Annotated in this window: 24 protein-coding genes; 9 read left to right on the forward strand and 15 right to left on the reverse strand. The window is 50.9% G+C overall.

Features of this window, described 5'->3' with window-relative positions:
* Nucleotides 1-92: 92 nt before the first annotated feature.
* The gene (locus DWY84_RS11690; RefSeq protein ID WP_118533493.1) at nt 93-1,370 is read right to left on the reverse strand and encodes an L-serine ammonia-lyase, iron-sulfur-dependent, subunit alpha; all 1,278 of its coding nucleotides are present in this window, start codon (nt 1,368-1,370) and stop codon (nt 93-95) included.
* Nucleotides 1,371-1,552: 182 nt separating this feature from the next.
* Here DWY84_RS11690 and DWY84_RS11695 point away from each other — a divergent pair, with 182 nt between their 5' ends.
* Nucleotides 1,553-2,437, forward strand: a complete 885-nt coding sequence (locus tag DWY84_RS11695; protein WP_118533495.1) for a LysR family transcriptional regulator — start codon at nt 1,553-1,555, stop codon at nt 2,435-2,437.
* Here DWY84_RS11695 and DWY84_RS11700 read toward each other — a convergent pair whose 3' ends face one another.
* The 3 genes from DWY84_RS11700 to DWY84_RS11710 all read right to left on the reverse strand — a co-directional run bounded on the left by DWY84_RS11700 (nt 2,438) and on the right by DWY84_RS11710 (nt 4,121).
* Nucleotides 2,438-2,695 (reverse strand): TIGR03905 family TSCPD domain-containing protein, encoded by a 258-nt coding sequence (locus DWY84_RS11700; protein ID WP_118533497.1) that lies wholly within the window; start codon nt 2,693-2,695, stop codon nt 2,438-2,440.
* 76 nt (nt 2,696-2,771) lie between these two features.
* Complete coding sequence (locus DWY84_RS11705; RefSeq protein ID WP_118533499.1) at nt 2,772-3,047, reverse strand: type II toxin-antitoxin system HicB family antitoxin; 276 nt, start codon at nt 3,045-3,047, stop codon at nt 2,772-2,774.
* Nucleotides 3,048-3,257: 210 nt separating this feature from the next.
* Nucleotides 3,258-4,121: an RluA family pseudouridine synthase gene (locus DWY84_RS11710; RefSeq protein ID WP_118533501.1), complete on the reverse strand. Its 864-nt coding sequence runs from the start codon at nt 4,119-4,121 to the stop codon at nt 3,258-3,260.
* 154 nt (nt 4,122-4,275) lie between these two features.
* On the opposite strand from DWY84_RS11710, the gene DWY84_RS11715 reads away from it, so the two are divergent.
* Nucleotides 4,276-4,926 carry a hemolysin III family protein gene (locus tag DWY84_RS11715; RefSeq protein ID WP_118533503.1) on the forward strand — a complete coding sequence of 217 codons (651 nt, stop codon included), beginning with the start codon at nt 4,276-4,278 and terminating at the stop codon, nt 4,924-4,926.
* A 39-nt stretch (nt 4,927-4,965) separates the two neighbouring features.
* On the opposite strand, the gene DWY84_RS11720 is transcribed toward DWY84_RS11715, so the two are convergent.
* From DWY84_RS11720 to DWY84_RS11740, 5 genes are all read right to left on the reverse strand, one after another.
* Entirely contained in the window at nt 4,966-5,244 is a 279-nt protein-coding gene (locus tag DWY84_RS11720) for a GIY-YIG nuclease family protein (RefSeq protein ID WP_118533505.1), read from the reverse strand.
* A gap of 203 nt (nt 5,245-5,447) precedes the next feature.
* On the reverse strand, nt 5,448-7,004 hold the full coding sequence (locus tag DWY84_RS11725; RefSeq protein WP_118533507.1) for an SPOCS domain-containing protein: 1,557 nt from the start codon (nt 7,002-7,004) through the stop codon (nt 5,448-5,450).
* 100 nt (nt 7,005-7,104) lie between these two features.
* Complete coding sequence (gene cysE, locus DWY84_RS11730; protein WP_118533509.1) at nt 7,105-7,755, reverse strand: serine O-acetyltransferase; 651 nt, start codon at nt 7,753-7,755, stop codon at nt 7,105-7,107.
* 97 nt (nt 7,756-7,852) lie between these two features.
* A complete protein-coding gene (locus DWY84_RS11735) occupies nt 7,853-8,284 on the reverse strand; it encodes a protease complex subunit PrcB family protein (protein ID WP_118533511.1) in 432 nt (143 codons plus the stop codon).
* Between the two features lie 75 nt (nt 8,285-8,359).
* Nucleotides 8,360-9,325: a D-2-hydroxyacid dehydrogenase gene (locus DWY84_RS11740; RefSeq protein ID WP_118533513.1), complete on the reverse strand. Its 966-nt coding sequence runs from the start codon at nt 9,323-9,325 to the stop codon at nt 8,360-8,362.
* Nucleotides 9,326-9,473: 148 nt separating this feature from the next.
* Between DWY84_RS11740 and DWY84_RS11745 the strand changes: the two genes are divergently transcribed.
* Both DWY84_RS11745 and DWY84_RS11750 read left to right on the forward strand, forming a co-directional pair.
* Nucleotides 9,474-11,165 (forward strand): AAA family ATPase, encoded by a 1,692-nt coding sequence (locus DWY84_RS11745; RefSeq protein WP_118533515.1) that lies wholly within the window; start codon nt 9,474-9,476, stop codon nt 11,163-11,165.
* 19 nt (nt 11,166-11,184) lie between these two features.
* Complete coding sequence (locus tag DWY84_RS11750) at nt 11,185-11,913, forward strand: histidine phosphatase family protein (protein ID WP_118533517.1); 729 nt, start codon at nt 11,185-11,187, stop codon at nt 11,911-11,913.
* 18 nt (nt 11,914-11,931) lie between these two features.
* Here the strand turns inward: DWY84_RS11750 and spoIIID are convergent, their stop codons facing one another.
* From spoIIID to DWY84_RS11780, 6 genes are all read right to left on the reverse strand, one after another.
* Nucleotides 11,932-12,213, reverse strand: coding sequence for a sporulation transcriptional regulator SpoIIID (gene spoIIID, locus DWY84_RS11755; RefSeq protein ID WP_118533519.1), 282 nt, complete (start codon nt 12,211-12,213; stop codon nt 11,932-11,934).
* Nucleotides 12,214-12,283: 70 nt separating this feature from the next.
* Complete coding sequence (locus DWY84_RS11760) at nt 12,284-12,457, reverse strand: chorismate--pyruvate lyase (RefSeq protein WP_118533521.1); 174 nt, start codon at nt 12,455-12,457, stop codon at nt 12,284-12,286.
* Nucleotides 12,450-13,538: an FUSC family protein gene (locus DWY84_RS11765; protein ID WP_347560794.1), complete on the reverse strand. Its 1,089-nt coding sequence runs from the start codon at nt 13,536-13,538 to the stop codon at nt 12,450-12,452. The genes DWY84_RS11760 and DWY84_RS11765 overlap by 8 nt, the downstream gene beginning before the upstream one ends.
* Before the next feature lie 135 nt (nt 13,539-13,673).
* Nucleotides 13,674-14,396, reverse strand: a complete 723-nt coding sequence (locus DWY84_RS11770) for an amino acid ABC transporter ATP-binding protein (RefSeq protein WP_118533523.1) — start codon at nt 14,394-14,396, stop codon at nt 13,674-13,676.
* On the reverse strand, nt 14,380-15,048 hold the full coding sequence (locus DWY84_RS11775; protein ID WP_118533525.1) for an amino acid ABC transporter permease: 669 nt from the start codon (nt 15,046-15,048) through the stop codon (nt 14,380-14,382). Before DWY84_RS11775 ends, DWY84_RS11770 begins: the two co-directional genes overlap by 17 nt.
* 22 nt (nt 15,049-15,070) lie before the next feature.
* Entirely contained in the window at nt 15,071-15,952 is an 882-nt protein-coding gene (locus tag DWY84_RS11780; protein ID WP_243024840.1) for a transporter substrate-binding domain-containing protein, read from the reverse strand.
* 260 nt (nt 15,953-16,212) lie between these two features.
* On the opposite strand from DWY84_RS11780, the gene DWY84_RS11785 reads away from it, so the two are divergent.
* The 5 genes from DWY84_RS11785 to DWY84_RS11805 all read left to right on the forward strand — a co-directional run bounded on the left by DWY84_RS11785 (nt 16,213) and on the right by DWY84_RS11805 (nt 21,733).
* Nucleotides 16,213-17,082 carry a polysaccharide deacetylase gene (locus DWY84_RS11785; protein WP_118533529.1) on the forward strand — a complete coding sequence of 290 codons (870 nt, stop codon included), beginning with the start codon at nt 16,213-16,215 and terminating at the stop codon, nt 17,080-17,082.
* The gene (locus tag DWY84_RS11790) at nt 17,079-17,915 is read left to right on the forward strand and encodes a polysaccharide deacetylase (protein ID WP_118533531.1); all 837 of its coding nucleotides are present in this window, start codon (nt 17,079-17,081) and stop codon (nt 17,913-17,915) included. The genes DWY84_RS11785 and DWY84_RS11790 overlap by 4 nt, the downstream gene beginning before the upstream one ends.
* Complete coding sequence (locus DWY84_RS11795) at nt 17,908-19,302, forward strand: MATE family efflux transporter (protein WP_118533533.1); 1,395 nt, start codon at nt 17,908-17,910, stop codon at nt 19,300-19,302. The genes DWY84_RS11790 and DWY84_RS11795 overlap by 8 nt, the downstream gene beginning before the upstream one ends.
* Before the next feature lie 55 nt (nt 19,303-19,357).
* Nucleotides 19,358-19,942, forward strand: coding sequence for a TetR/AcrR family transcriptional regulator (locus tag DWY84_RS11800; RefSeq protein WP_118533535.1), 585 nt, complete (start codon nt 19,358-19,360; stop codon nt 19,940-19,942).
* Nucleotides 19,943-20,197: 255 nt separating this feature from the next.
* Nucleotides 20,198-21,733 (forward strand): sodium/proline symporter, encoded by a 1,536-nt coding sequence (locus DWY84_RS11805; protein WP_118533537.1) that lies wholly within the window; start codon nt 20,198-20,200, stop codon nt 21,731-21,733.
* The last annotated feature ends 92 nt before the right edge of the window (nt 21,734-21,825 follow it).

Consider the following 21,825-nt stretch of genomic DNA (forward strand, 5'->3'; position numbering starts at 1 on the left):
CATGAAAAGAAATGTAAAACTTGGGCATAAGAAAAAACTCCGCGCCGGAATTTTTTCTGGCTCAGAGCTTTTCTTAAAAAACACGGGTTCTTTTATTCTCCGATCATGATCTTGATGATCTCGTCGTTGGTTTCTTTCATGCCTTCTTTTCCAAGACGGCCGACATTCTGCAGGGTATTCTCAACGCCCTTGGAAACAATACCATCTCCACCACGGAACTGCTGGCCGCGGATGTACATGTTGTAGCCGAGGATTCCCGCATCAACCGCAGACGCGATCTTTGCAGCACAGGATGCCTTCGCTCCATCACAGACAATACCAGAAACAATTGCCAGCGCATTGACCACCGTGTGTTCTACTTCTTTCAGGCCGCCGCCGCAAAGGTATGCGATTCCGGCACCTGCTCCGGCACCTGCTCCTACTGCTCCGCAGTAAGCAGACAGACGGCCGATCGGGGTCTTTACATGAATGGTAGTCAGATTGGCAAGCGTCAGGGCGCGGTAGCGCATCTCATCACTGACGCCAAGTTCTTTTGCGTAAACAATGACCGGAACCGAAGTGGTGATGCCCTGGTTGCCGCTTCCGGAGTTGATCACTACCGGCATCTCACAGCCGTTCATGCGGGCATCAGAACCAGCTGCTGCCATGGCTTTTGCTCTCACACGGACATCGTCCCCGTCCATATCCAGAAGTACTTTTCCGATATTTGCGCCGTAATCATTCTTTAATCCTTCTTCCGCAATAGCCACATTGCATGCAATCTGCTGATCCAGAAGCTCTTTGACATCGTTGATATCCACCGTTGTCGCGAAATCCCAGATATGCTCCATGTCAAGCAGCGTGCGGTCTGTCAGGCCATCCTCACTGTCATCGGAAACCGCCTCACTGCGCAGAACCTCCCCGTTCTTTTCGATGAGAACAATATTGGTATGGTAATTCGCAATGCGCACCTTCGCGTAGGACTCACCATGGTATACGGTTACAATAATATCGAAGGTGCAGCCGCCCGCAAGATGCTCAATCTCAATCGGCACCTCTTTCATAAACTGCTTCATCTGCTGAATCTGCTCCGAACTAACCTGGGCAATGACCTCCAGCTTTTTATCCGGGTCACCTGCCACAATACCTGCAGTCACTGCCGCATTGATGCCCTTTAAGTGACCGGTATTCGGCACGATCACGGATTTTACATTCTTAATGATGCTGCCACTGGCCTCAACCTTCACTTTATCCGGCTGTTCTCCCAGCGTTTTTTTTGCAACTGCGCCTGCATAGGCCAGCGCGATCGGTTCGGTACATCCCATAGCCGGGATCAGTTCTTCTTTCAGGATCTGGATATATGCCTGATAACGCGGATCTGACTTTTCCATCTCATTATCACCTTTCTTTTGTTTATGGCTACTCATATTGATCAGATATGAAGGCCATCCGGATTCATCATTACGGCTTGCCTTGTTGATAAATTTACTGTAACATATAGTTACATTAATGTAAAATTTAAAGTTTTTATCATATCGTTTAAAATTTTTTAATGATGAAAGAAGGGATTCTTATGGAATTTCGTGAAATCAGTACCTTTCTCCAGGTGGCACAGCACCAGAGTTTTTCCAAGGCCGCAAAGCAGCTTGGCTACTCTCAGGCCGCGGTCACCATCCAGATCAAGCAGCTCGAAAATGAGCTGGGCGTTCACCTGTTTGACCGCATCGGAAAACAGATTTCCCTGACCCATCAGGGGCAGGTTTTCTATCAGTACGCAGTTGCCATCCAGAAGGACTTAGCGCAGGCCAGGGGCGCGGTCTCCGATGCTTCCACCTTAAATGGCAAGCTCTGTCTTGGCACCATCGAGTCCATCTGTGCCTCCATCTTTCCGGATCTGCTGTCCGAATATCACAGGCTCTATCCGGAGGTCACCATCAGCATTGTCACGGATTCCCCGGATGTTCTGTTAAACCGGATGAACGAAAATGCCATCGATATCGTGTATCTCTTAGACCGGCGCATCTACGACAGCCGCTGGTGCAAGACCCTGGAAGAGCCGGAGGAAAATATCTTCGTGGCTTCTCCGGATCATGAGCTGGCCAGGGCAAACCGGGAACTGGAGCTGGAGGAAGTGCTGCGTTTTCCGTTTCTGCTCACAGAAAAAGATGCCAGCTACCGTCATATGTTAGAACAGTATCTGGCATCTACAGACCGTTTTATCCGGCCGTTTCTGGAAATCGGCAGTACCGAATTCATTATTCACATGCTTCTAAAAAATACAGGGATCTCGTTTCTGCCGGAATTTACCATCCGGCGGGAAGTAGAACAGAAACGGCTGACCGCGCTTAAGGTCCGCGGATTTCAGATGCAGACCTGGCGGCAGATCTTTTACCATAAAGATAAATGGGTCACAAAAGAAATGCAGGAATTCCTGCGTCTTGCACGGGAAATGAGCTGATTATTTCTGGCTCTCCTCGTAGCACTGGCGCACTGCCTGGGCCAGCTGGTCCGCGCAGGATGTATCTTTGTAGCCACAGGTATTGCCGTGCAGCGTATTGTAGATCTGGTCTACGGTCATGCCGTCCACCAGCTTGCTGATGGCCTTTAAGTTGCCATTACAGCCTCTTGTAAATTCTACGTTTCTTACTACGTCGCCCTCCAGGTCAAAAGACAGGGATGTCGGGCACACGTCGTGTGGTTTTACAGTGTATCTCATGATTCAACTCCTCCTATTGTATCCAGCATAAAACTGGCTGTGGCTTTTGCAAGCAGCCCGGCCAGTTTTGTTCTGATCAGTCGCTGTCCGGCAGCAGTTTGATCCGCACAATAATGCGGCGTACAAATCCGCCCTCCGGAACTTCAATATCTTCCTCATGGCTCTGTGCCGGGAACTCTCCGCCTTCTTCCAGTTCCAGCATCAGCCAGTTGTAGGCTGCCTCTCTGGCATCATCCAGAGCATCCTCTAAATCCGGACCGTCTCCTTCGCAGAGTTCCAGGTCCGGGAATACGATATGGAAACCATCGTCGTCTTTATGCGGTGTGATCACCGCAGGATAGGTAAATGTCATAATCCTGCCTCCTGTTTCTTTTCATTTCGTGAAGCAGTACCAGTATACGACATTTTTTTTCATATGTAAATGGAGTTATCGTTAGTACCTCGGTCGGTTTACCCATGGACTCACCTGCTTTTTGATCTGTACTTCCTTTGTACATTCTCTAGTCTGCCCGCTCTTTCCGGATTTATACGGGCACAGAATATACTGGCTGTTTTCATGGACTCATTGCTGCCCGGGCATCTGGAACTGGCGGAAAATGCCACCAGACGGGTTGTGCTGAAAGATCATGCTCTCCCCGGTTTCCGGATGAGTAAAGGCCAGTTCATACGCTGCCAGAGCTACATCCACACGGAGAGCGCGGCCACTGCGTCCTGTGCCGCTCCTGCGCCGTTCACGAAGCGGGATGCGGCCAGATTCCCGCTTCTTTTTCTCCATCTGTTCCTGCCCGCCGGTTTCTGCCGCACGCTCTGCCGCGGATCCTGACATTGCCGCATCTCCTTTCTGGAAAGCAGGATTGTAGCGGTTATCTCCCCAGAGTGGCAGACCGTGGCCTGACATCTGCACCCGAATCTGGTGATGGCGCCCCGTGAGAAGCTCGATTTCTGCCAGTGTCAGCTCCCCATACGGTTCCACAGGCTTTGTCTCAAGCGCCCTGCAAATGAGCTCCGCACGTTTTCCACCTTTTATCCCCATATCCACAATCCGGGAAGTGTTTTCCTTTTCGTCTTTCAACAGATAATCCACATACTTTTCCACATTATCCACAGGTTTTCCACAGAGTACCGCAAGGTATTTTTTGTGCATCTTCCCTTCCGCTACCTGTTTACTCAGCGACGCAGCAGCGTTTTTCGTTTTGGCATACACCATAACACCACTGACTGGCTTATCCAGTCTGTGGATAACTCCCACATAAGGCTCCACAGGCTTTGTGGACAAGTTGTGATTATCCACCGCCTTTTTTGTGGATAAATACCGTTTGATCTCGCTCACCATGTCCGCATCAAAGCCCCGTCCGGACTGAGACTCCATTCCCACCGGTTTCCATACCACTAAAACTGCTTCATCTTCATATAGTATATTCAGCATGCCGTTCTCCCTTTTTGGTATATTTTGTCAGATAGTTTGATTTTCAAAGTTTTTCCAGAAAAAGCCTTGCATTTTTCTCCCCGCCGCTGTATAGTATAGAAAACAGTTAAACGTAGTTTTCAAAACTACATTGTTTTTTTAAGGAGGAATCTTTATGACTCTGAAAATCAAAGATCCAGGCAGTGCCCTGACTCATTTTATTGCCATGATCCTGGCTTTGTGTGCCGCTTCCCCGCTCCTCATCAAGGCTGCGCAGGAACCCGGCTCCAGCCATGTACTGGCTCTTACCGTCTTTATCACCAGTATGATACTGCTTTATGCGGCAAGCACCATCTACCATACGCTTGATATCTCACCGAAGATCAACCGTATGCTGCGCAAGGCAGATCATATGATGATCTTTATCCTGATCGCCGGGACCTACACGCCGGTCTGCATGCTGGTTCTGGGCGACCGCACCGGCTGGCTCCTTCTGGCACTGGTATGGGGCATTGCCGCCGTGGGCATCCTCATCAACGCGCTGTGGATTACCTGCCCCAAGTGGTTTTCTTCCCTGATCTACATTGCCATGGGCTGGGTCTGCGTGCTCGCCTTTGGAAAGATCATCGCGGCCCTTCCGCGCCAGGCCTTCGGATGGCTTCTGGCGGGTGGCATCATCTACACCGTGGGCGGCGTGATCTACGCCCTGAAGCTGCCGATCTTCAACCAGAAACACCGTTACTTCGGCTCCCATGAGATCTTTCACCTGTTCGTGATGGGCGGAAGTCTCTGCCACTACATCATGATGTACGCCTTCGTGGCCTGAATCAGTCAAGCCGCCTGCTCTTTTGGGGCCGGCGGCTTTTTACTGCTGTTCTGACATCTTCTGCTCTTCAAACTGTCCGATCAGAGCCAGTTTTTCCTTCCGGCTTAACTGCTTGACCGCCCACTCCCGCCGCATGGCCTCCTGCTTCGTGCTGAAGGTTTCGTAATACTTCAGCACCACAGGCCGGCGGTTTTTTGTGTATTTGGCACCCTTTCCGGCATTGTGGGCCGCCACCCGCTCCTTCAGATGGTTTGTCCATCCGCAGTAGAGGGTGCCGTCCGCGCACTCCAGAATATAGGTATAATTTTCTTCTGACATCGTTCTTCCCCTTTGTACTACGGCTATCATCGTACCATAAGAAACGCTCCCGCGCAACGCTATGTAGGCGGCAGATGCTGCTTGCAAGTACAGCATGCGCCGCCCAGGTCTCCCTGATCTATAAAAAGCACCAGCCTGATGCAGTGACCAGCGATGTCTTATACTACATCATACGCATTTTTTTCTTTTTTGTGCGCGACACCTTAAATTTCTTTCACCAGAATCAGGCAGTCTCCCGCTTTGATGGCATCCCCCGGCAATTCATTGGCCTCCAGTATGGATTTTTCTGTAGTATGAAAACGCTTCGCCACATCCCACAGACTATCTCCCGGCTGTACAAGGTAACCGACAATACCAGGCATGGCTTTCATTTTTTCTGTGTCCACAGGATGAACCTGAGCCTGCAGGATTATCTGTCTTGTCTCCGGCTGCAAAACAAACAGATCCAGCGTGATCACTCCGCGCAGTTCCGCCTGTCCGCCTCCCGCCATAACCGCGGTAAGCTGCTCCAGCCCCGGCTCCAGGTACCAGATGCTGTCCTCCGTGATACCAGGCGTCTCTGCCTCATAATGGAAGGGCACCAGGCGGGTCGCAGCCTGCACCGGCCTTGCGTCTTCATCTGTCAGATACAGAAGCTTCACCTCCAGAACACCATCCACCGCCAGCTCGTTCTCCCGGACCTCCACCCCGTCCAGCTTTACGCTGCCGCTGCTGTGACAGATCTGCAGCACCCTGGGATCCGTCTCCATCTCCACCTTTTCCGCAACGCGGCATTTTCCGAAATTGCGGGTCAGGATCTGGTCAAAGACCGCCTCACCAGTGTCCAGAACAATTTCCCGGTTTGTGGCATACAAATCCTGCAGAAGCTCCAGCTCCTGTTCCTCATAAAGGCGCACATCCAGCTCAATGACCGCGTCCACGGAAAGCTCCCGCATCTCCCCGTCGTAATCCGGCCTTTCCTCCAGATCACGGTGAATCAGCTTCAGGCCGATGATCGGTATCATATCCGCAGCGGCACCCTGCATCTCCACTTCACCGGAAAACGGAATGCTTTCCTCCACCCACTGGACCATACCGCTCTCCCCGCCCTCATAGAGGGCAAATATCATCAGGGTTCCCTCCAGATGGATCTGACCGTCCAGCGGCTTTGCCTGACACCCGGCAAGCTTCATTTCCGTCCACAGCATCCGTTCGATGACCGGTTTGCTGCCCGGAAGCGTGATGTCCTGCTTTAAGCGATAGGTATCTTTTCTGCGCAGGGCAATGGCCGCTGCCGGAATCCGCTCCCGCCTTACCTGGAGATGGATTTCATCATCTTCCCCACGCACATCCACGGCTGCCTCTGTATCATACAGGCTTTCTGCCTTCGCCTCCAGCGTCACAATGGCCTTGATCCCAAGCTTTCTGGAATGGATCATTTCCGTATTCAGGTCCTCAAGCTGCCAAGAGACACTGACATAATCCTTCTCATCCAGATCCGGCACGTTTATGGCCTCCTCAAAGGGAATTGACCCTCCAAGGGCCTGCAGGCCGCCCTCTTCCTTCCGGTAAAGCACATGAAAATCCAGCTTTCCCCGCACTGTGATCCGCTCCCGCTGCACCTTCACCGGCTCCAGCTGGATGATTCCGGAATCCAGGATCACCTCAGCCATATCACTCATCGTATCCGGAACAATAAAATCATCATCCAGGGTTACCTGCGTTCCCGTCTGGCTTTTCAGACGGTTTCTGCGCAGATTCTGTTTTTCCAGTTCCAGCATAAAAAAGCACCCACCTTTCTTTCCATATCAGAAACCCTTTACAGAAAGTCTATGTGAGTGCTTCTCTTTTTATGATACCGCGCCAACCCAGGCGCTTTGCTCAGTTTTCCCCGGAGTTCTCTGCCAGTTCCGCTCTCAGACGCTCCAGCTCCGCCTCCAGTTCTTTCACGCGCTGTTCCATCTTCTCAAAATGTTCCACGGTCACCGCTCTTTTTCGGTTTTCAATGGGAACACCTGCCACCTTAATCGGCTGCGCCGGGATGCCCACTGCCGTGGTATCGTTGTCCAGCGGTTTTAACAGAACCGCGTTCGCCGCAATCTGGCAGTTGTCTCCGACCTCGAAAGCGCCCAGAATTTTGGCGCCGCAGCCTACGGTGACATTGTTGCCCAGAGTAGGATGACGTTTTCCCTTGTTCAGGCCGACACCGCCCAGGGTAACGCCCTGGTAAATGGTACAGTTATCTCCGACTACCGTTGTCTCACCGATAACCACGCCACAGCCATGGTCAATTAAAATGCCATGCCCCAGCTGTGCGCCGGGATGAATCTCGATCAGGGTAAAGAAGCGCGCGATCTGAGAGATCAGGCGCGCAATAAAAAACATGTGGTGCTTATAAAACCAGTGGGCAAACCGGTGCCAGATCAGGGCATGCACGCCCTGGTAGAGAAGAAGCACCTCCAGGGCACTCCGCGCTGCCGGGTCACGCTCCTGTACGGCTTTTACATCCATCCAGATATCTTTCAAAATCATATTCCCAGGCCTCCGCAATATATGTTAGAATTTTAGCTTTTATTTTACCATATGATATGAAAGAAATACAAGTGCCTGCAGAAGAATTCCTAGTAAATCACTGGAATATAACCGGTTCCTCCAGATATTCGGTTTTTACGACAATGTACGGATACGATTTTTCTGCTCCGGTCTGTTCCGCGCTCTCCGGTCCCAGAAGCTCCGTATCTGCCACGATTGCATTCTCCGTCAGGTAAAGCTCCCTCACTGAAATGCTGTAGCCCCCGTTCTCCTGCTCCCCGTAGCCCACTGCTATGTAAAGATTCTGATCATCGGTGTAGGTCATTTTAAACGGTGCCGTCTTTTTCTCCCCGATCACCTGCTTAAGCTCCTCTGGAAGATCTGTCTCCCCGACTACGGTGAATTCCAGGTCACGCACCTTTTTCAGGTCATCCTTCTCCACGCTGCAGGCCGTCAGAAACCGCACCACGAAGACCCAGGCCAGAAGAGCCGCCACCAACAGCACCTTTCCGCTTTTTTTCTTTCCCATAACAGCCTCCCCGAAAAAATTTGATAGTAATAACCTATTCTTCCGGGACAGAATGTATGCATGTACTTCATGATATTATTTCCGGTTTCCAGTCTTCACATCTACCTGATTGCGCATCTTATCCTTCTCTCCAGCCAGATATTTCTCCAGATTCTCCCCGGTAATCCGTACAATGCGCTCAAAGGTTTCACGCAGATGGAACTTTCCTGCGCTGTGCGGGGTTATGATGGTGCGCGGCGCATCCCAGAGGGGATGATCTGCCGGAAGCGGCTCCGGCTCAGTTACATCTAACGCACAACCGGCCAGCGCACCGCCCTCGCGCAGGACTTTATTTAACGCATCGCAGTCCACTGCATCGCCGCGTCCTGCGTTGATGAGATAACTGCCCGGCTTCATGAGGCGCAGGCGGCGCTCATCCATGATGTGATGGGTTGCCGGGGTACTTGGCAGAATAAATACCGCGAAATCCACCTTCGGTAAAACCTCATCCAGCTGGTCCATGGTGTAGAGTTCGTCGATGAAATCCGGCTTCTCTGCCACGTTGCGGCGAATACCAATAACATGACTTCCCAGCGCCTTCATGCGTTTTGCATACTCACTTCCGATATCACCAAGACCTGCTACCAGTGTGGTGGAATTCCAGATGGATGTTACGCTGCCCTCTTCCTTCCACTCATGGTTGATCTGATTCTTCATATATAAATCCATCTTGCGGCAGAGCATCATGGACATGGAAACCATATGCTCGGAAACAGACAGACCATAAGCACCGGTGGCACAGGTCAGAATCGTATCCGGACCGATGACTCCCGGCTTGCAGTACTGGTCAGAGCCTGCAGAATTTAACTGCATCCACTCCAGATGGTCATTCTGCTTCACAAGCTCCGGACTGATGTTGCCGAAAATGATGTCCGCTGCCTTTACCTCCTCTGCAGTGGCAGTTTTGATGGTGGTATAGTGAAACTCGCAGCCGGTTCCGATTTTTTCGATATAAGCTTTGTGCGTATCGTTGAATGGCATAGCAACTAAGATGTTTTTCATTGTGAGTCCTCCGTATTGGAATTTTTTCTTTCTCCATTTTAGACCATATGCAGCGAATACACAAGAAAAAATCTATTGCTTGTTTCGGCGGGGCTGAAATGGTAAAATGGAATGACAGAAAACACTCTGGAAAGGAGGCATCCATCTTTTGCGCGAACAACTGAAACTTCCTATTGGAATCGAAAGCTTTTCCAAAATACGAACCAGCGGCTTTTACTATGTGGATAAAACACGTCTGATTGAGCAGCTGTTAAAGAACCCCAGCGAAGTAAATCTGTTCACACGACCACGCCGCTTTGGAAAATCCCTGAATATGAGCATGCTGCAGAATTTCTTTGAGATTGGATGCAATAAAATGCTCTTTGACGGTCTGGATATTTTCCAAAACACTGCGCTGTGTGATGCCTATATGGGGCAGTTTCCTGTCATTTCCATAACACTGAAGGGCGTCGACGGGCAGACATACGCAGACGCTGTTGCTGCCATGAAAGATATCATCGGCATGGAAGCGGCCAGATTTCCATTTCTGGCTGAAAGTACAAATCTGACAGACACGGAAAAGGACCTTTACCGCGGCTATGTACAGGTAGAAAATGGTATTTTTTCCATGCCAAATGAAGCCCTTCCTGCTGCCCTGCGCAATATATCCCTGCTCCTTGCCAAACATTTCCAGAAGGAAGTCATCATTCTCATTGATGAATATGATGTTCCACTCGATAAAGCCTTTCAGCATGGTTACTACAACGAAATGATTTCCCTGATCCGCACCATGCTTGGAAATGCATTGAAAACAAACAACAGCCTGAAATTTGCTGTGCTGACCGGATGTCTTCGCATCACAAAAGAGAGCGTATTTACTGGACTCAACAATTTTAAGATTTACTCCATCACCAGCACCGCTTTTGATGAATATTTTGGTTTTACCGATTCCGATGTAAAAAAACTGCTTCATTACTATGGCCTGGAATCAAATTATGAAACAGTCCGGACCTGGTATGACGGCTATCATTTTGGAAATATGGATGTGTACTGCCCATGGGATGTCATCAATTATTGTGCAGATCACCTGAGTGATCCCGCACTCCCGCCGCAGAACTACTGGCTGAACACCAGCGGCAATGCCATTGTGCGCAGATTTATTGACATGGCTGGCGCACAGACCCGAAACGAAATGGAAGACCTGATTGCCGGGAAATCCATTTCCAAAGATATTCACCAGGAACTGACTTACAATGAACTGGATCAGAGCATTGAAAATCTGTGGAGTGTACTTTTCACTACCGGATATCTGACAACCAAAAGCGGAATCCGTGACAATCCATACCAGCTCATGATTCCCAACCAGGAAATCCGGAGACTGTTTATCGATCAGATCCGCATCTGGTTTAAGGAAACATCCAGAGCCAATAAAGAAACCATTTCCACCTTCTGCAGCGCATTTCCTGAAAGGAATGCTGCCGTGATTGAAACGCTGTTTGATGACTATCTCTGGAATATGATCAGTGTCCGCGACAATGCCACGAAAGAGAAAAAGGAAAACTTTTATCATGGAATTCTTCTGGGCCTGCTCCGCTTTAAAGAAAACTGGATCATAAAATCCAATGCAGAATCCGGAATCGGTTACAGTGATATTCTGATCAAAATACCAGAAAACCGCATTGGCATCGTGATTGAACTGAAATATGCAGATGACAGAAATCTGGATGCTGCCTGCGATAAAGCACTTGCACAGATTGAAGACCAGCAATATGCCGCCAGCCTGGAAGAAGACGGCATGAAAACCATCATCAAATACGGCATTGCCTGCTATAAGAAAGAATGTAAAGTAAAGCTTGGATAAAGCATGAAAGGAACTCTTCATGAAACTTGTAATCGTAAGACACGCTGACCCGGACTACTCCATTGACTCCCTGACTCCCACCGGCTGGAAGGAAGCGGAACTGCTTTCTGAACGGCTTGTAAAAACTCCGGCAGATGCCTACTATGTTTCGCCGCTGGGGCGGGCGAAGGATACCGCATCCCTGACTTTAAAGAAGCTGGGGCGCACTGCTGAGACAAAGGAATGGCTCCGGGAGTTTTCTCCCCGCATTGTAAAGCCCGGCATGGACCGCAGCACCAGCATCTGGGACTGGCTGCCGGAAATCTGGACAAAAGAACTCCGCTACTATGACCCGGAGGAATGGTATCACACGGATGCCATGCGTTCTGTGAATGCAGAGCAGGAATACAAGTGGGTTACCAAAGAATTTGACCGGCTTCTGGCATTTCACGGCTATGAACGCGAAGGCCTGTACTACCGGGCTGTCCGACCAAACCGCGATACCATCGTGCTGTTCTGCCACTTCGGCGTGGAATGTGTGCTGTTAAGCCACCTGCTGCACGTTTCCCCGATGCCGCTGTGGCACGGCCTGTGCGCGGCAGCATCCTCCGTCACCACCATCTATACCGAAGAACGGCGGCAGGGCATCGCAAGCTTTAGGGCCAACGCCTTTGGGGATATTTCCCATCTTTACGCGGCAGGAGAAGAACCTTCCTTTGCGGCACGGTTCTGCGAAACCTGGGACAACGAAAATGAGCGGCATGACTGAACACGCCGCTCATTTTTGTTATCTCGATTCCTCCTCCCGGCTGCAGATAGCAACGCGGTGCTGATATTTCTCCCGGGTGGCCATGCCGCCGCGGATATGGCGCTCGGATTTGTTGATGTTCAGCACGATCCTGGCCCGGGCTGCCAGCGCCGGATTTATGTACTCCAGCCGGTCCGTGACGTCCTTGTGGACCGTGCTCTTGCTTATCCCAAATTTCTTCGCCGTCTGCCGTACCGTGGCATTGTGGTCTATGATGTAATTGGCAATGGCAACGGCCCGCTCTTCGATATAATCCTTCAAAAGAAAACCCCTCAGAATTCTTTTTTACAGTCTATGAAGAACTCTGAGGGGTTATACCGCTTATTCACTTTTATGCCATACTGTATTCCAGCATCTCATATGCTACGCGGCAGCCTTCGCTGATCTCTGCCGGAAGCAGCGCTCTTGCCACGCATTTTTCTTCTGCGGACGGATCGTCCACCCGCTGTAAGTATGCGTAATCTCCGTCAATTCTTGCTACGGTATACTCAACTCTCTCAAACATAGCCTTCTCTCCTTTTCATTTCGCGGCCAAACAGCCGGTTTAAGATCTGATCTAACAGCATGGTATAAGCTGCTGCTCCCACGTTGGTCCCGATTCTTAAGACAATGGCTCCCACTAGTCCAAAGGCCCCGGACGCAATATAAAGTGCACCGAAGGTATTAAACACCGTCTGCCATGCGTATCCGGCAGAATAACCGACACCAATTCCGCCCAAAATGCCCAGATATGGATGCAGGGACTGGGGCAGCAGAAAATATAAAACAGCGAATACCGCACAGCCCAGAACATTGTATAAGCCACGGATTTTCGCCCTTGGCTGCATATCCCCGGAAAATGGCAGGCACACGGACATGCAGGCAATTCCGGCCCACATGGCTCTGGAAATTCCCAGAAGATTCATGATGAGAAGTGCCGTGGAGACCGTCAGCGTCATACGGATATACCACCAGTTTCTTGCCGAACGGAAATGGAATTCCCGGAACAGATCCAGAAAGCTTCTGCGGTACGGACGCAGTCTCTGATTTTTATAAAATACAGCCATGCAGATGACCATTCCCAAAAGCAGTCCCACGATACGTTTTTCATAATCGGCTCCGCTGACATCGTAGCCCTGAAGCAGCAAATAGCTCAGAACGAATGTAGAATGATTCGACATGATCACATTGTGGCAGCCCAGCACCATCAGAATCATGATGAAGATACAGTTTGCAAGAAACGCATATCCCGGTGGCAGCATATTGGAGAGGCGCGGACCTGCGATCAGCACGCCGAAGATCAATCCGATACAGATGAGTCCGTGCGACGTGCGGATTCCGAAATCTGCCTGACGCAGCACCAGAAGAGCCAGAAGCACCACCACGCCCGCGATGCTGTTGGCTGAACCAAACAGCAGGCTGAAGGCGGTCACCACCGCAAAGCAAAACGCTACCACAAGATACACCTTCGCGTTATAAATAAAAATATGACGCTTTTTTTCTTCTTTATTTTCTGACCGCCGGATCAGATTCTTCGATCCTGCGGAGCTTAACTGTAATTCCTGGTAAACAGTCATAACATCCCTGCCTTTCTTCTTTTTATCCATTGCAATCTGCCCGGCCGGAAAACAGCAATGTATTAAGAACTATATCCTGTCGCGGCAGGAATGTCAAATCTTTTATGCAAAAACGGCAGTACGTATTTTTTGTACGCACTGCCGTCCGGCATTCTGCAATATGATCTACAGCACCTTCTCGAGGAAGTTCTGTGCACGCTCGCTCTTCGGGTTTGAAAAGAATTCGGCCGGGTTGGAGTCCTCCACGATCTGCCCGTTATCGATGAAGCAGATGCGGTCGGAAACTTCCCTTGCAAAGCCCATCTCGTGGGTAACAAGCGCCATGGTGATCCCGGTGTGGGCCAGACCCTTGATTACCTCCAGAACCTCTTTTACCATCTCCGGATCCAGGGCGCTGGTCGGCTCATCGAACAGCATGATCTTCGGCTCCATGGCCAGCGCCCGCGCGATGGCTATACGCTGCTTCTGTCCTCCGGAAAGCTTGCCCGGATACACGTCTGCCTTCTCGGTCAGGCCGACCAGCTTTAAAAGCTCCAGAGCCTTTTCCTTCGCCTGATCCTTCGGCATCTTATTGACCCGGATCGGCGCATAGACCATGTTTTCCATGACTGTCATATGCGGAAACAGATTGAAATGCTGGAACACCATGCCGATATCCTTGCGGATCTTCTGAATGTCGGTCTTCGGTGCCGTAATGTCCTGTCCTTCAATGAGCACCTGGCCGCTGGTCGGCCGCTCCAGCAGGTTCATGCACCGCAGGATCGTGGATTTACCGGAACCAGAAGGGCCGATCAGGGTAACAACCTGGCTCTTTTCAATCTTTAAATTGATTCCTTTTAACACTTCAAGAGAGCCAAAGCTCTTATGGACATCATGAAACTCGATCACTTCGGTTCACCCACCTTTCTACACGACTGGCTACCATAGACAGCAGCATGACAAAAACATAATAGATCAATGCGATCACCAGATACGGCTCAAAGAACCGGAAGGTCAGTACCGTGATCTGGTCTGCTGCACGAAGCAGTTCCACCGCTCCGATATAGGAAAGGATGGAAGACTCTTTTAACAGGGAAATTGCCTCATTTACCAGGCTCGGCAGGATATGCTTGACTGCCTGCGGAAGGATGATATCCTTCATCATGTCCCGATAACCCACACCCAGGGACATGGCAGCCTCATACTGTCCGCGGTCAATGGCATTGATTCCGCCACGGAAAATCTCGGAAATATATGCAGCTGAGTTCAGTGAGAAGGTCAGCACACCGGACTGCATCGTGGTAAGGGTCATACCGGTTAACTGCGGAAGGCCAAAATGCACGATACAGAGCTGTACCAGAAGCGGGGTACCACGGAAGATCGAGGTGTAAAAGTTACCAAACCAGACAAGGGGCTTACATTTGCTGATCTTAATCAACGACAGAAGCACACCCAGTATAAATCCAAGTACCGCCGCCATGGCTGTTATTTTTAAAGTAGTCACTGCACCATGGTATAAGAACGGCCAATACTGCCAGACACTGCTAAAATCAAGCTTCATATGATTTCCTTTCTTTTCAAAATTAATCCAGGATGAACTGCTCGCTTAAGTGCTCCGCGATGATCTTGTTTAACTCGCCGTCATCCATCATCTCTTTCAGAGTGTTGTTGAAAGTCTCATAGTACGGAGACTCCTTCGGGAAGCCGATTGCAAAGCAGTCATCGGTCTTGTCCAGAAGGCTCATCTTTAACGTATCGTTGTTCTTCAGGAATTCGCTTGCGCCGGCGCCATCAATGATGCAGGCATCTGCACGTTTACTCTTTACTTCCTCGATGCAGGCCGGGCTTCCCTGAATACCAACTGCGTTTACATCCGGGATACTCTCAGCTACCTGCTGATAGTTGGTACCAAATACATATGCTACGGTCTTGCCCTGAAGGGAATCCAGATCCGGGTAATCATCCTCTGCGCGGTAAACGATCGCATTTCTCGGATAGAAAAAGATCTCGGAGAAATCCAGAGTCTTCTCACGCTCCTCGGTCGGTGCCATGCCGCCGCTGCAGAAATCAATCTGGCCGGCCTGGATTGCTGCCATCAGGCTCTTAAACGGCATATCTACAAACTCAACGCTACCGCCGTTTTTCTCAACGATTGCCTTAACAATATCAATATTCATGCCAACATAGGTCTTGCTTCCGTCTGCTGCCATCTCAATGGATTCAAACGGAACAAAGGTTGCGGAACAGCCAACCTTCACGGTCTTGCCTGCAAACGGATTATCTGCAGATACCTCAGCCTCACTGCTCTCTGCTTCGCTGCCTGCTGCTTGTGTTGTCTCTGCTGCAGTGCTCTCTGTCTCAGCAGCTGTTGCGGCCGCGGTGGTTTCTGCCGGCTTGCTGCCGCATCCGGTCATAAGCACAGCTGCCAGCATTGCACCGGCTGCGAAAAGAATATGTTTTTTCATAATTTCATTCCTCCTCATGTGTATAATTGTGCATAAAAATAAACATTCCGGCTGATTATATCACTTTTATTTCCCCATTTCAACTAAACCGGTGAATATTATTCATAAATTTCCATACGAAATATTTATAAGAACAGGGCCGCGCGGTTATACCCGACAGGGCGGTTGACATTGATCTTTCCCATGCTTATAATCGAACTACGAAAGGGAAACTCTTCTTATGTTAAGAGAGAGTTTTCAGACCGCGAAAGGAGCATTTTATGTACATTGCAGATGGAAAAACAAACGGACCAGCGTTTTCCTGGCCAGACGGCAAACGTATTGCCGTGATGGTTACATTTGATTATGACGCTGAATTTTTACGGATATCCCGCGCCAAAAGCAAGGGGACAACCATTGGCTTTACCGATTTTTCACGAGGTCAGTACGGCCCTCATGAGGGACTGGCCAGATGCCTCAATATGTTAGATACCATGAACATCAAATCTACCTTTTTTGTGCCGGGTGCTGTGATCGAGACCTACCGGGACACCGTAGAGGAAATTCACCGGCGCGGCCATGAGCTAGCCTGCCACGGCTACCGGCATGAATCCGATCCGGAGCTTTCCCGGGACGAAATGATAAAAATCCTGGATAAAAGTGAAGCGCTGCTCGCAGAGATCACCGGAAAAAAGCCGGTAGGACACCGGGCACCGGAAAGCGTGCTCCAGGATTTTATGCCGGAGCTTCTGACAGAGCGGGGCTATCTGTACAGCTCTTCCATGAAGGACTGTGACTGGGCTTATCTCTGGGAAAAGGATCAAAAGGAGCTGCCTCTGGTAGAGCTCCCGAACGATATCACCATGGATGACTTTACCTATTACTATTTCACCTTCAGCGATCCTGCTGTCCGCTGTATGTACCCGAACCGGAAGGTCTTAGGCAACTGGAAGCAGGAATTTGACGGTCTGGCCCTGGAGGGCAACAAGATCTTCATCTTAAAGCTGCATCCGCAGATGATCGGCCGCGCGAGCCGCATCGGCATGGTGGGCGAATTCATTGCCTATATGCAGAATCACGGCGCATGGATTACCACCTGCGAGGATGTAGCGCGTTATGTACAGAAGCAGAACGGAGGAAACAGAGCATGATGAACTGGCCTGACAACAAACGGATTGCCGTGATGATGGCATTTGACCTGGACGCAGAAACGATGTGGACCACGCACGGTGACGGCAGTACTGCCCATATGACAAACCTTTCCCGCGGCGCCTACGGCCCCAAACAGGGTGTGCCGCGCATCCTCGACATGCTGGACAGCCACCAGGTAAAGGCAACCTTTTTCATTCCCGGTGTAGTTGCTGAGCATTACCCAGAGGTCGTGAGGGAGATTGCACGCAGAGGACACGACATCGGCTTTCATGGCTATCTGCATGAGGAATCCACAAAAACTACCTATGAGCAGGAAGATGCCACCATGCACCGCAGTGAGAAGATCATCTACGATCTGACCGGGCAGAAGATTGCCGGACACCGGGCACCGGGCGGCGTTATCCATGACTACAGCCTGCGCCTGTTTTTGGAGCACGGCTATATTTACAGCAGCAACTGGCGCGACAGTGACGGCCCGTTTCTTCATCAGATCGACGGTAAGACCGTTCCTCTGGTGGAGCTTCCGAAGGATTCCATTTTCGATGATACCGCCTACGACTTTTATACCGATGCTGCCCCGGAGCGCTACGGACTCAAATCCCCGGATGAGATGTTTGAGATCTGGAAGGAGGAATTTGATTCCCTGGCTGCAGAGGGCCGCATGATCAATTTTGTGCTGCATCCGCAGTTTGTAGGCCGGGCCAGCCGCGTGCAGATGCTCAGCCGCCTGATCGGCTACATGAAATCCCACGGCGCCTGGCTGGATACCAACCGTGCCGTTGCATCCTGGGTATTAAAAGAAAACGGTTTCCAGGTACCGGATCATGAATAAACAGGCGCCGGATATTCTCTCTGACCAGGCACAGAGCCACTTAAACCGTACCATCCTGAAGCTGGCCTGGCCCGCAATCCTGGAGCAGTTTCTGATCTGTATGGCTTCCCTGGCAGACACCGCCATGGTAGGCTCCATCGGTGCTTCTGCCACTGCCGCAGTGGCTGTCAACATTTCCAGCATCTGGCTCATCAATGGCTTTATCACCTCCTTAAGCGTGGGCTTTTCCTATCTGATCTCCCATGCAGTGGGCTCCGGCGATGATGCTCGTTCCCGCCGGATCACGGCCCAGGGACTTGTGTGCGCAGCCGTGCTTGGTCTTTTGCTGGCTCTTGGCGTGGAGCTCATCTGCCATCCGCTCCCCATCTGGCTTGGTGCTGCTCCGGAGGTCATTCCCCAGGCACAGCGCTACATGCAAATCATCGGCTACGGCCTCACGGCCCAGACACTCTCGGTAGTACTCTCCGCAATTTTCCGTTCTGCCGGAAACACGCGGATCCCGCTGGCTGCCAATCTGACCTCTAACGCAGCCAACATTGTCGGAAACTTTTTCCTGATCTATCCGGTACGAAGCCTGTCCATCGGCTCCCACACCATTTCCATCTGGGGCGCCGGGCTTGGTGTGGCGGGAGCGGCCTGCTCCACCATGCTCTCCCAGATGCTTCTGCTGGTCATTCTGCTGGTGTTCCTGACAACTGCCAAAACACCGATCCGGCTGAATCCGTTCCATACAGATTACCATGTAGAACGGCAAGTACTCGGTCAGCTCTGGCATATCAGCATTCCGGTTCTTCTGGAACGTCTGACCCTGACCTCCGGACAGGTAGCCTTAACAGCCATGATCTCCGGGCTTGGAACCATTTCCCTGGCAGCGCACTATCTGACCAATCAGACCGAGGGACTGCTTTATCTGCCCGCCTACGGCTTCGCCTACACAGCTACCGCGCTGGTGGGACAGGCGCTTGGTGCCGGACGCAGGGATCTGGCGGACCGGTTCGCCTTCCGCATCTGCTGGATCGGTTCTGCCGTTATTATCGCGGCCTGCGTGCCGGTTGCCATTTTTTCGAGGCCCATCATCAGCCTGTTCAGCCGGGAGCCTGAGGTCATTGCCCTGGGCAGCAAAACGCTGTTTATTGCGGCAGCCACGGAAATCTTCTTCAGCTTTACCGTCATCGCAGGCGGCATCAGCCGCGGCTCCGGCGATGTGCGTTTCTCCCTTCTGGTGAGCATCATCGGTATGTGGGGACTGCGGATCGGCCTGGTATGGCTGGCGATCCACCCACTGGCACTGGGCGTGACAGGCGTATGGCTGGCCATTGCCGCAGACTGCTTCATCCGCATGCTGCTGTGCATCTGGCGAATCAAGAGCCGAAAATGGCGGAAATAACGCGGCTGCCCGGAAAGCGCCAAAACAACAGAACAGAAAAAAGCAGGAGGACATTATGGCAAAGAAAAACGCACGCAATACCCGCGGAAAGATTGTAAGTGCCGCATGGAAGCTCTTCTATGAGCAGGGTTATGAGGACACCACGGTAGAGGAGATCATCGATCTGTCCGGCACCTCCAAGGGGTCCTTTTATCACTACTTTGACGGTAAGGACGCGCTCCTTTCCACCTTAAGCTCCCTGTTTGACGAAAAATACGAAGAACTGATTCAGGAGCTGTCACCAGATATGAATGCCATGGACCAGCTTCTCTTTTTAAACCAGGAACTGTTCCGCATGATCGAGAACAGCATCTCCCTGGATCTTCTGGCAAGACTGTATTCCACCCAGCTTACCACCAGTGGAGAAAAGCATCTGCTGGACCACAACCGGATCTACTATAAGCTCCTGCGAAAGATCATTGCCAAAGGACAGGCAGACGGACAGCTCAGCATCCGTTCCAATGTCAACGAGATGGTGAAGCTCTATGCCCTGTGTGAGCGGGCCCTGCTTTATGACTGGTGCCTCTGCTCGGGAGAATACTCCTTAGTGGAATATGCCGCAAAAGTAATGCCTGGATTCTTAAGCAGCTTTCAGCCTTAACCGGCCGGAAGCTGCTTTTTTGCCGCGCAGAACATCAGCCTCTGAAAAATATAATTTTTGTATGTATTTTATTTTCTTTTATCGTCTAGTTTATTTTTCTTATAAAATATAGTATTTCTAAACAATTTTCCATTAATCGTACAGTATTCATTCTATACTTTATTCTGTATTGTAGTCTATTTTAATCCATGCTATAATCGAGCACATCATACAGCTGGTGCTAAAAACCAGCATGGGAATGAGGAGGAAAAATCTATGGTATCAGGACAGATCGGAATCCTGGCAGCTATTGTGATCTATCTTGTAGCAATGGTTTACGTTGGATTCTATTTCAGCAAACAGGGCAGCGGTGATTCCGCTGACGATTTCTACTTAGGCGGTCGGAAACTGGGACCGCTTGTAACTGCCATGAGCGCGGAAGCATCCGACATGAGCAGCTGGCTCTTAATGGGACTGCCGGGCGTGGCTTATCTCTCCGGTATCGCAGACGCAGGCTGGACCGCCATCGGTCTTGGCATCGGTACTTTCTTAAACTGGCTGATTGTGGCACAGCGGCTTCGCCGCTATTCCGTTGTCTGCAATGCCATCACTATTCCGGATTTCTTCTCCAGAAGATTTCATGATCAGAAGAACATCCTGATGTGCATCTCTGCCATCATCATCCTGATTTTCTTTATCCCGTACACCGCGTCCGGATTTAAGGCTATCGGAACCCTGTTCTCCAGCCTGTTCGGAGTGGATTATCACGTTGCAATGATTGTGGGCGCTATCGTTATTGTCGGTTACACCGTTATGGGCGGCTTTATGGCGGTATCTACTACTGACCTGATTCAGAGTATCGTTATGACCATTTCCCTGATCGTGATCGTATTCTACGGTATCCACATGGCAGGCGGCTGGGATGAAGTCGTAAGCAACGCAACCTCCCTGGCAGGTTACCTTTCCATGAACCACATTCACGACCGCGCAACCGGAACAGCGGCTCCGTACAGCCTGCTGACCATCGTATCTACCCTGGCATGGGGCCTTGGATATTTCGGCATGCCGCACATCCTGCTCCGTTTCATGGCAATCGAGGATGAGAAAAAGCTTACCCTTTCCCGCCGGATTGCAACCGTATGGGTGCTGATTTCCATGTGCGTGGCTATCTTAATCGGTATCATTGGCTACGCAGCTTCCGTAGCTGGAGCGATCCCGCTTTTCAGCCAGAGTTCTGAATCTGAAACCGTCATCATCCAGTTCGCGCATCTGTTGGGACAGCACAATTTCCTGCTTTCCTTAGTAGCAGGCGTGGTTCTGGCCGGTATCCTGGCGTGCACCATGTCCACCGCGGACTCCCAGCTGTTAACCGCAGCCTCCGGTGTCTCCCAGAACCTGCTGCAGGATTTCTTAAAGATTAAGATGAGCACCGCCGCTTCCATGATGGCAGCCCGCCTCACCGTTGTCACCATTGCTATTGTCGGCATCTTCCTGGCATGGAATCCCGACAGCTCCGTATTCTACATCGTATCCTTCGCGTGGGCAGGTTTCGGCTCAGCATTTGGCCCGCTGGTACTCTTCTCCCTATTCTGGAAGCGCACCAACTTACAGGGCGCTCTGGCCGGAATGGTAGCAGGCGGCGTGATGGTTTTCGTGTGGAAATACCTGGTACGCCCGATGGGCGGCACCTGGAATATCTATGAACTGCTTCCGGCATTCGTAGTATCCGCACTGGCAATTGTAATCGTATCTCTGGCAACGAAGGCTCCGTCAGAGGAGATCTGCAAAGAGTTTGATTCTGTAGGGAAATAAAAATTTAAGAGCAATACCAATATAGGTCCGAAACCGGTAATCCCGGCATAGCGCTGCGCAAAATATGGGTATTGTGTTCGGACGATGCAGCT

The organism is Clostridium sp. AF27-2AA (genome assembly GCF_003478505.1).
GTDB lineage: Bacteria > Bacillota > Clostridia > Lachnospirales > Lachnospiraceae > Brotaphodocola.

Coding starts and splice junctions, on each gene's coding strand:
- DWY84_RS11690 (WP_118533493.1), bottom strand. CDS start 1,370: ATGGAAAAGTCAGATCCGCGTTATCAGGCATATATCCAGATCCTGAAA.
- DWY84_RS11695 (WP_118533495.1), top strand. CDS start 1,553: ATGGAATTTCGTGAAATCAGTACCTTTCTCCAGGTGGCACAGCACCAG.
- DWY84_RS11700 (WP_118533497.1), bottom strand. CDS start 2,695: ATGAGATACACTGTAAAACCACACGACGTGTGCCCGACATCCCTGTCT.
- DWY84_RS11705 (WP_118533499.1), bottom strand. CDS start 3,047: ATGACATTTACCTATCCTGCGGTGATCACACCGCATAAAGACGACGAT.
- DWY84_RS11710 (WP_118533501.1), bottom strand. CDS start 4,121: ATGCTGAATATACTATATGAAGATGAAGCAGTTTTAGTGGTATGGAAA.
- DWY84_RS11715 (WP_118533503.1), top strand. CDS start 4,276: ATGACTCTGAAAATCAAAGATCCAGGCAGTGCCCTGACTCATTTTATT.
- DWY84_RS11720 (WP_118533505.1), bottom strand. CDS start 5,244: ATGTCAGAAGAAAATTATACCTATATTCTGGAGTGCGCGGACGGCACC.
- DWY84_RS11725 (WP_118533507.1), bottom strand. CDS start 7,004: ATGCTGGAACTGGAAAAACAGAATCTGCGCAGAAACCGTCTGAAAAGC.
- cysE (WP_118533509.1), bottom strand. CDS start 7,755: ATGATTTTGAAAGATATCTGGATGGATGTAAAAGCCGTACAGGAGCGT.
- DWY84_RS11735 (WP_118533511.1), bottom strand. CDS start 8,284: ATGGGAAAGAAAAAAAGCGGAAAGGTGCTGTTGGTGGCGGCTCTTCTG.
- DWY84_RS11740 (WP_118533513.1), bottom strand. CDS start 9,325: ATGAAAAACATCTTAGTTGCTATGCCATTCAACGATACGCACAAAGCT.
- DWY84_RS11750 (WP_118533517.1), top strand. CDS start 11,185: ATGAAACTTGTAATCGTAAGACACGCTGACCCGGACTACTCCATTGAC.
- DWY84_RS11760 (WP_118533521.1), bottom strand. CDS start 12,457: ATGTTTGAGAGAGTTGAGTATACCGTAGCAAGAATTGACGGAGATTAC.
- DWY84_RS11765 (WP_347560794.1), bottom strand. CDS start 13,538: ATGGATAAAAAGAAGAAAGGCAGGGATGTTATGACTGTTTACCAGGAA.
- DWY84_RS11775 (WP_118533525.1), bottom strand. CDS start 15,048: ATGAAGCTTGATTTTAGCAGTGTCTGGCAGTATTGGCCGTTCTTATAC.
- DWY84_RS11780 (WP_243024840.1), bottom strand. CDS start 15,952: ATGAAAAAACATATTCTTTTCGCAGCCGGTGCAATGCTGGCAGCTGTG.
- DWY84_RS11785 (WP_118533529.1), top strand. CDS start 16,213: ATGTACATTGCAGATGGAAAAACAAACGGACCAGCGTTTTCCTGGCCA.
- DWY84_RS11790 (WP_118533531.1), top strand. CDS start 17,079: ATGATGAACTGGCCTGACAACAAACGGATTGCCGTGATGATGGCATTT.
- DWY84_RS11795 (WP_118533533.1), top strand. CDS start 17,908: ATGAATAAACAGGCGCCGGATATTCTCTCTGACCAGGCACAGAGCCAC.
- DWY84_RS11800 (WP_118533535.1), top strand. CDS start 19,358: ATGGCAAAGAAAAACGCACGCAATACCCGCGGAAAGATTGTAAGTGCC.
- DWY84_RS11805 (WP_118533537.1), top strand. CDS start 20,198: ATGGTATCAGGACAGATCGGAATCCTGGCAGCTATTGTGATCTATCTT.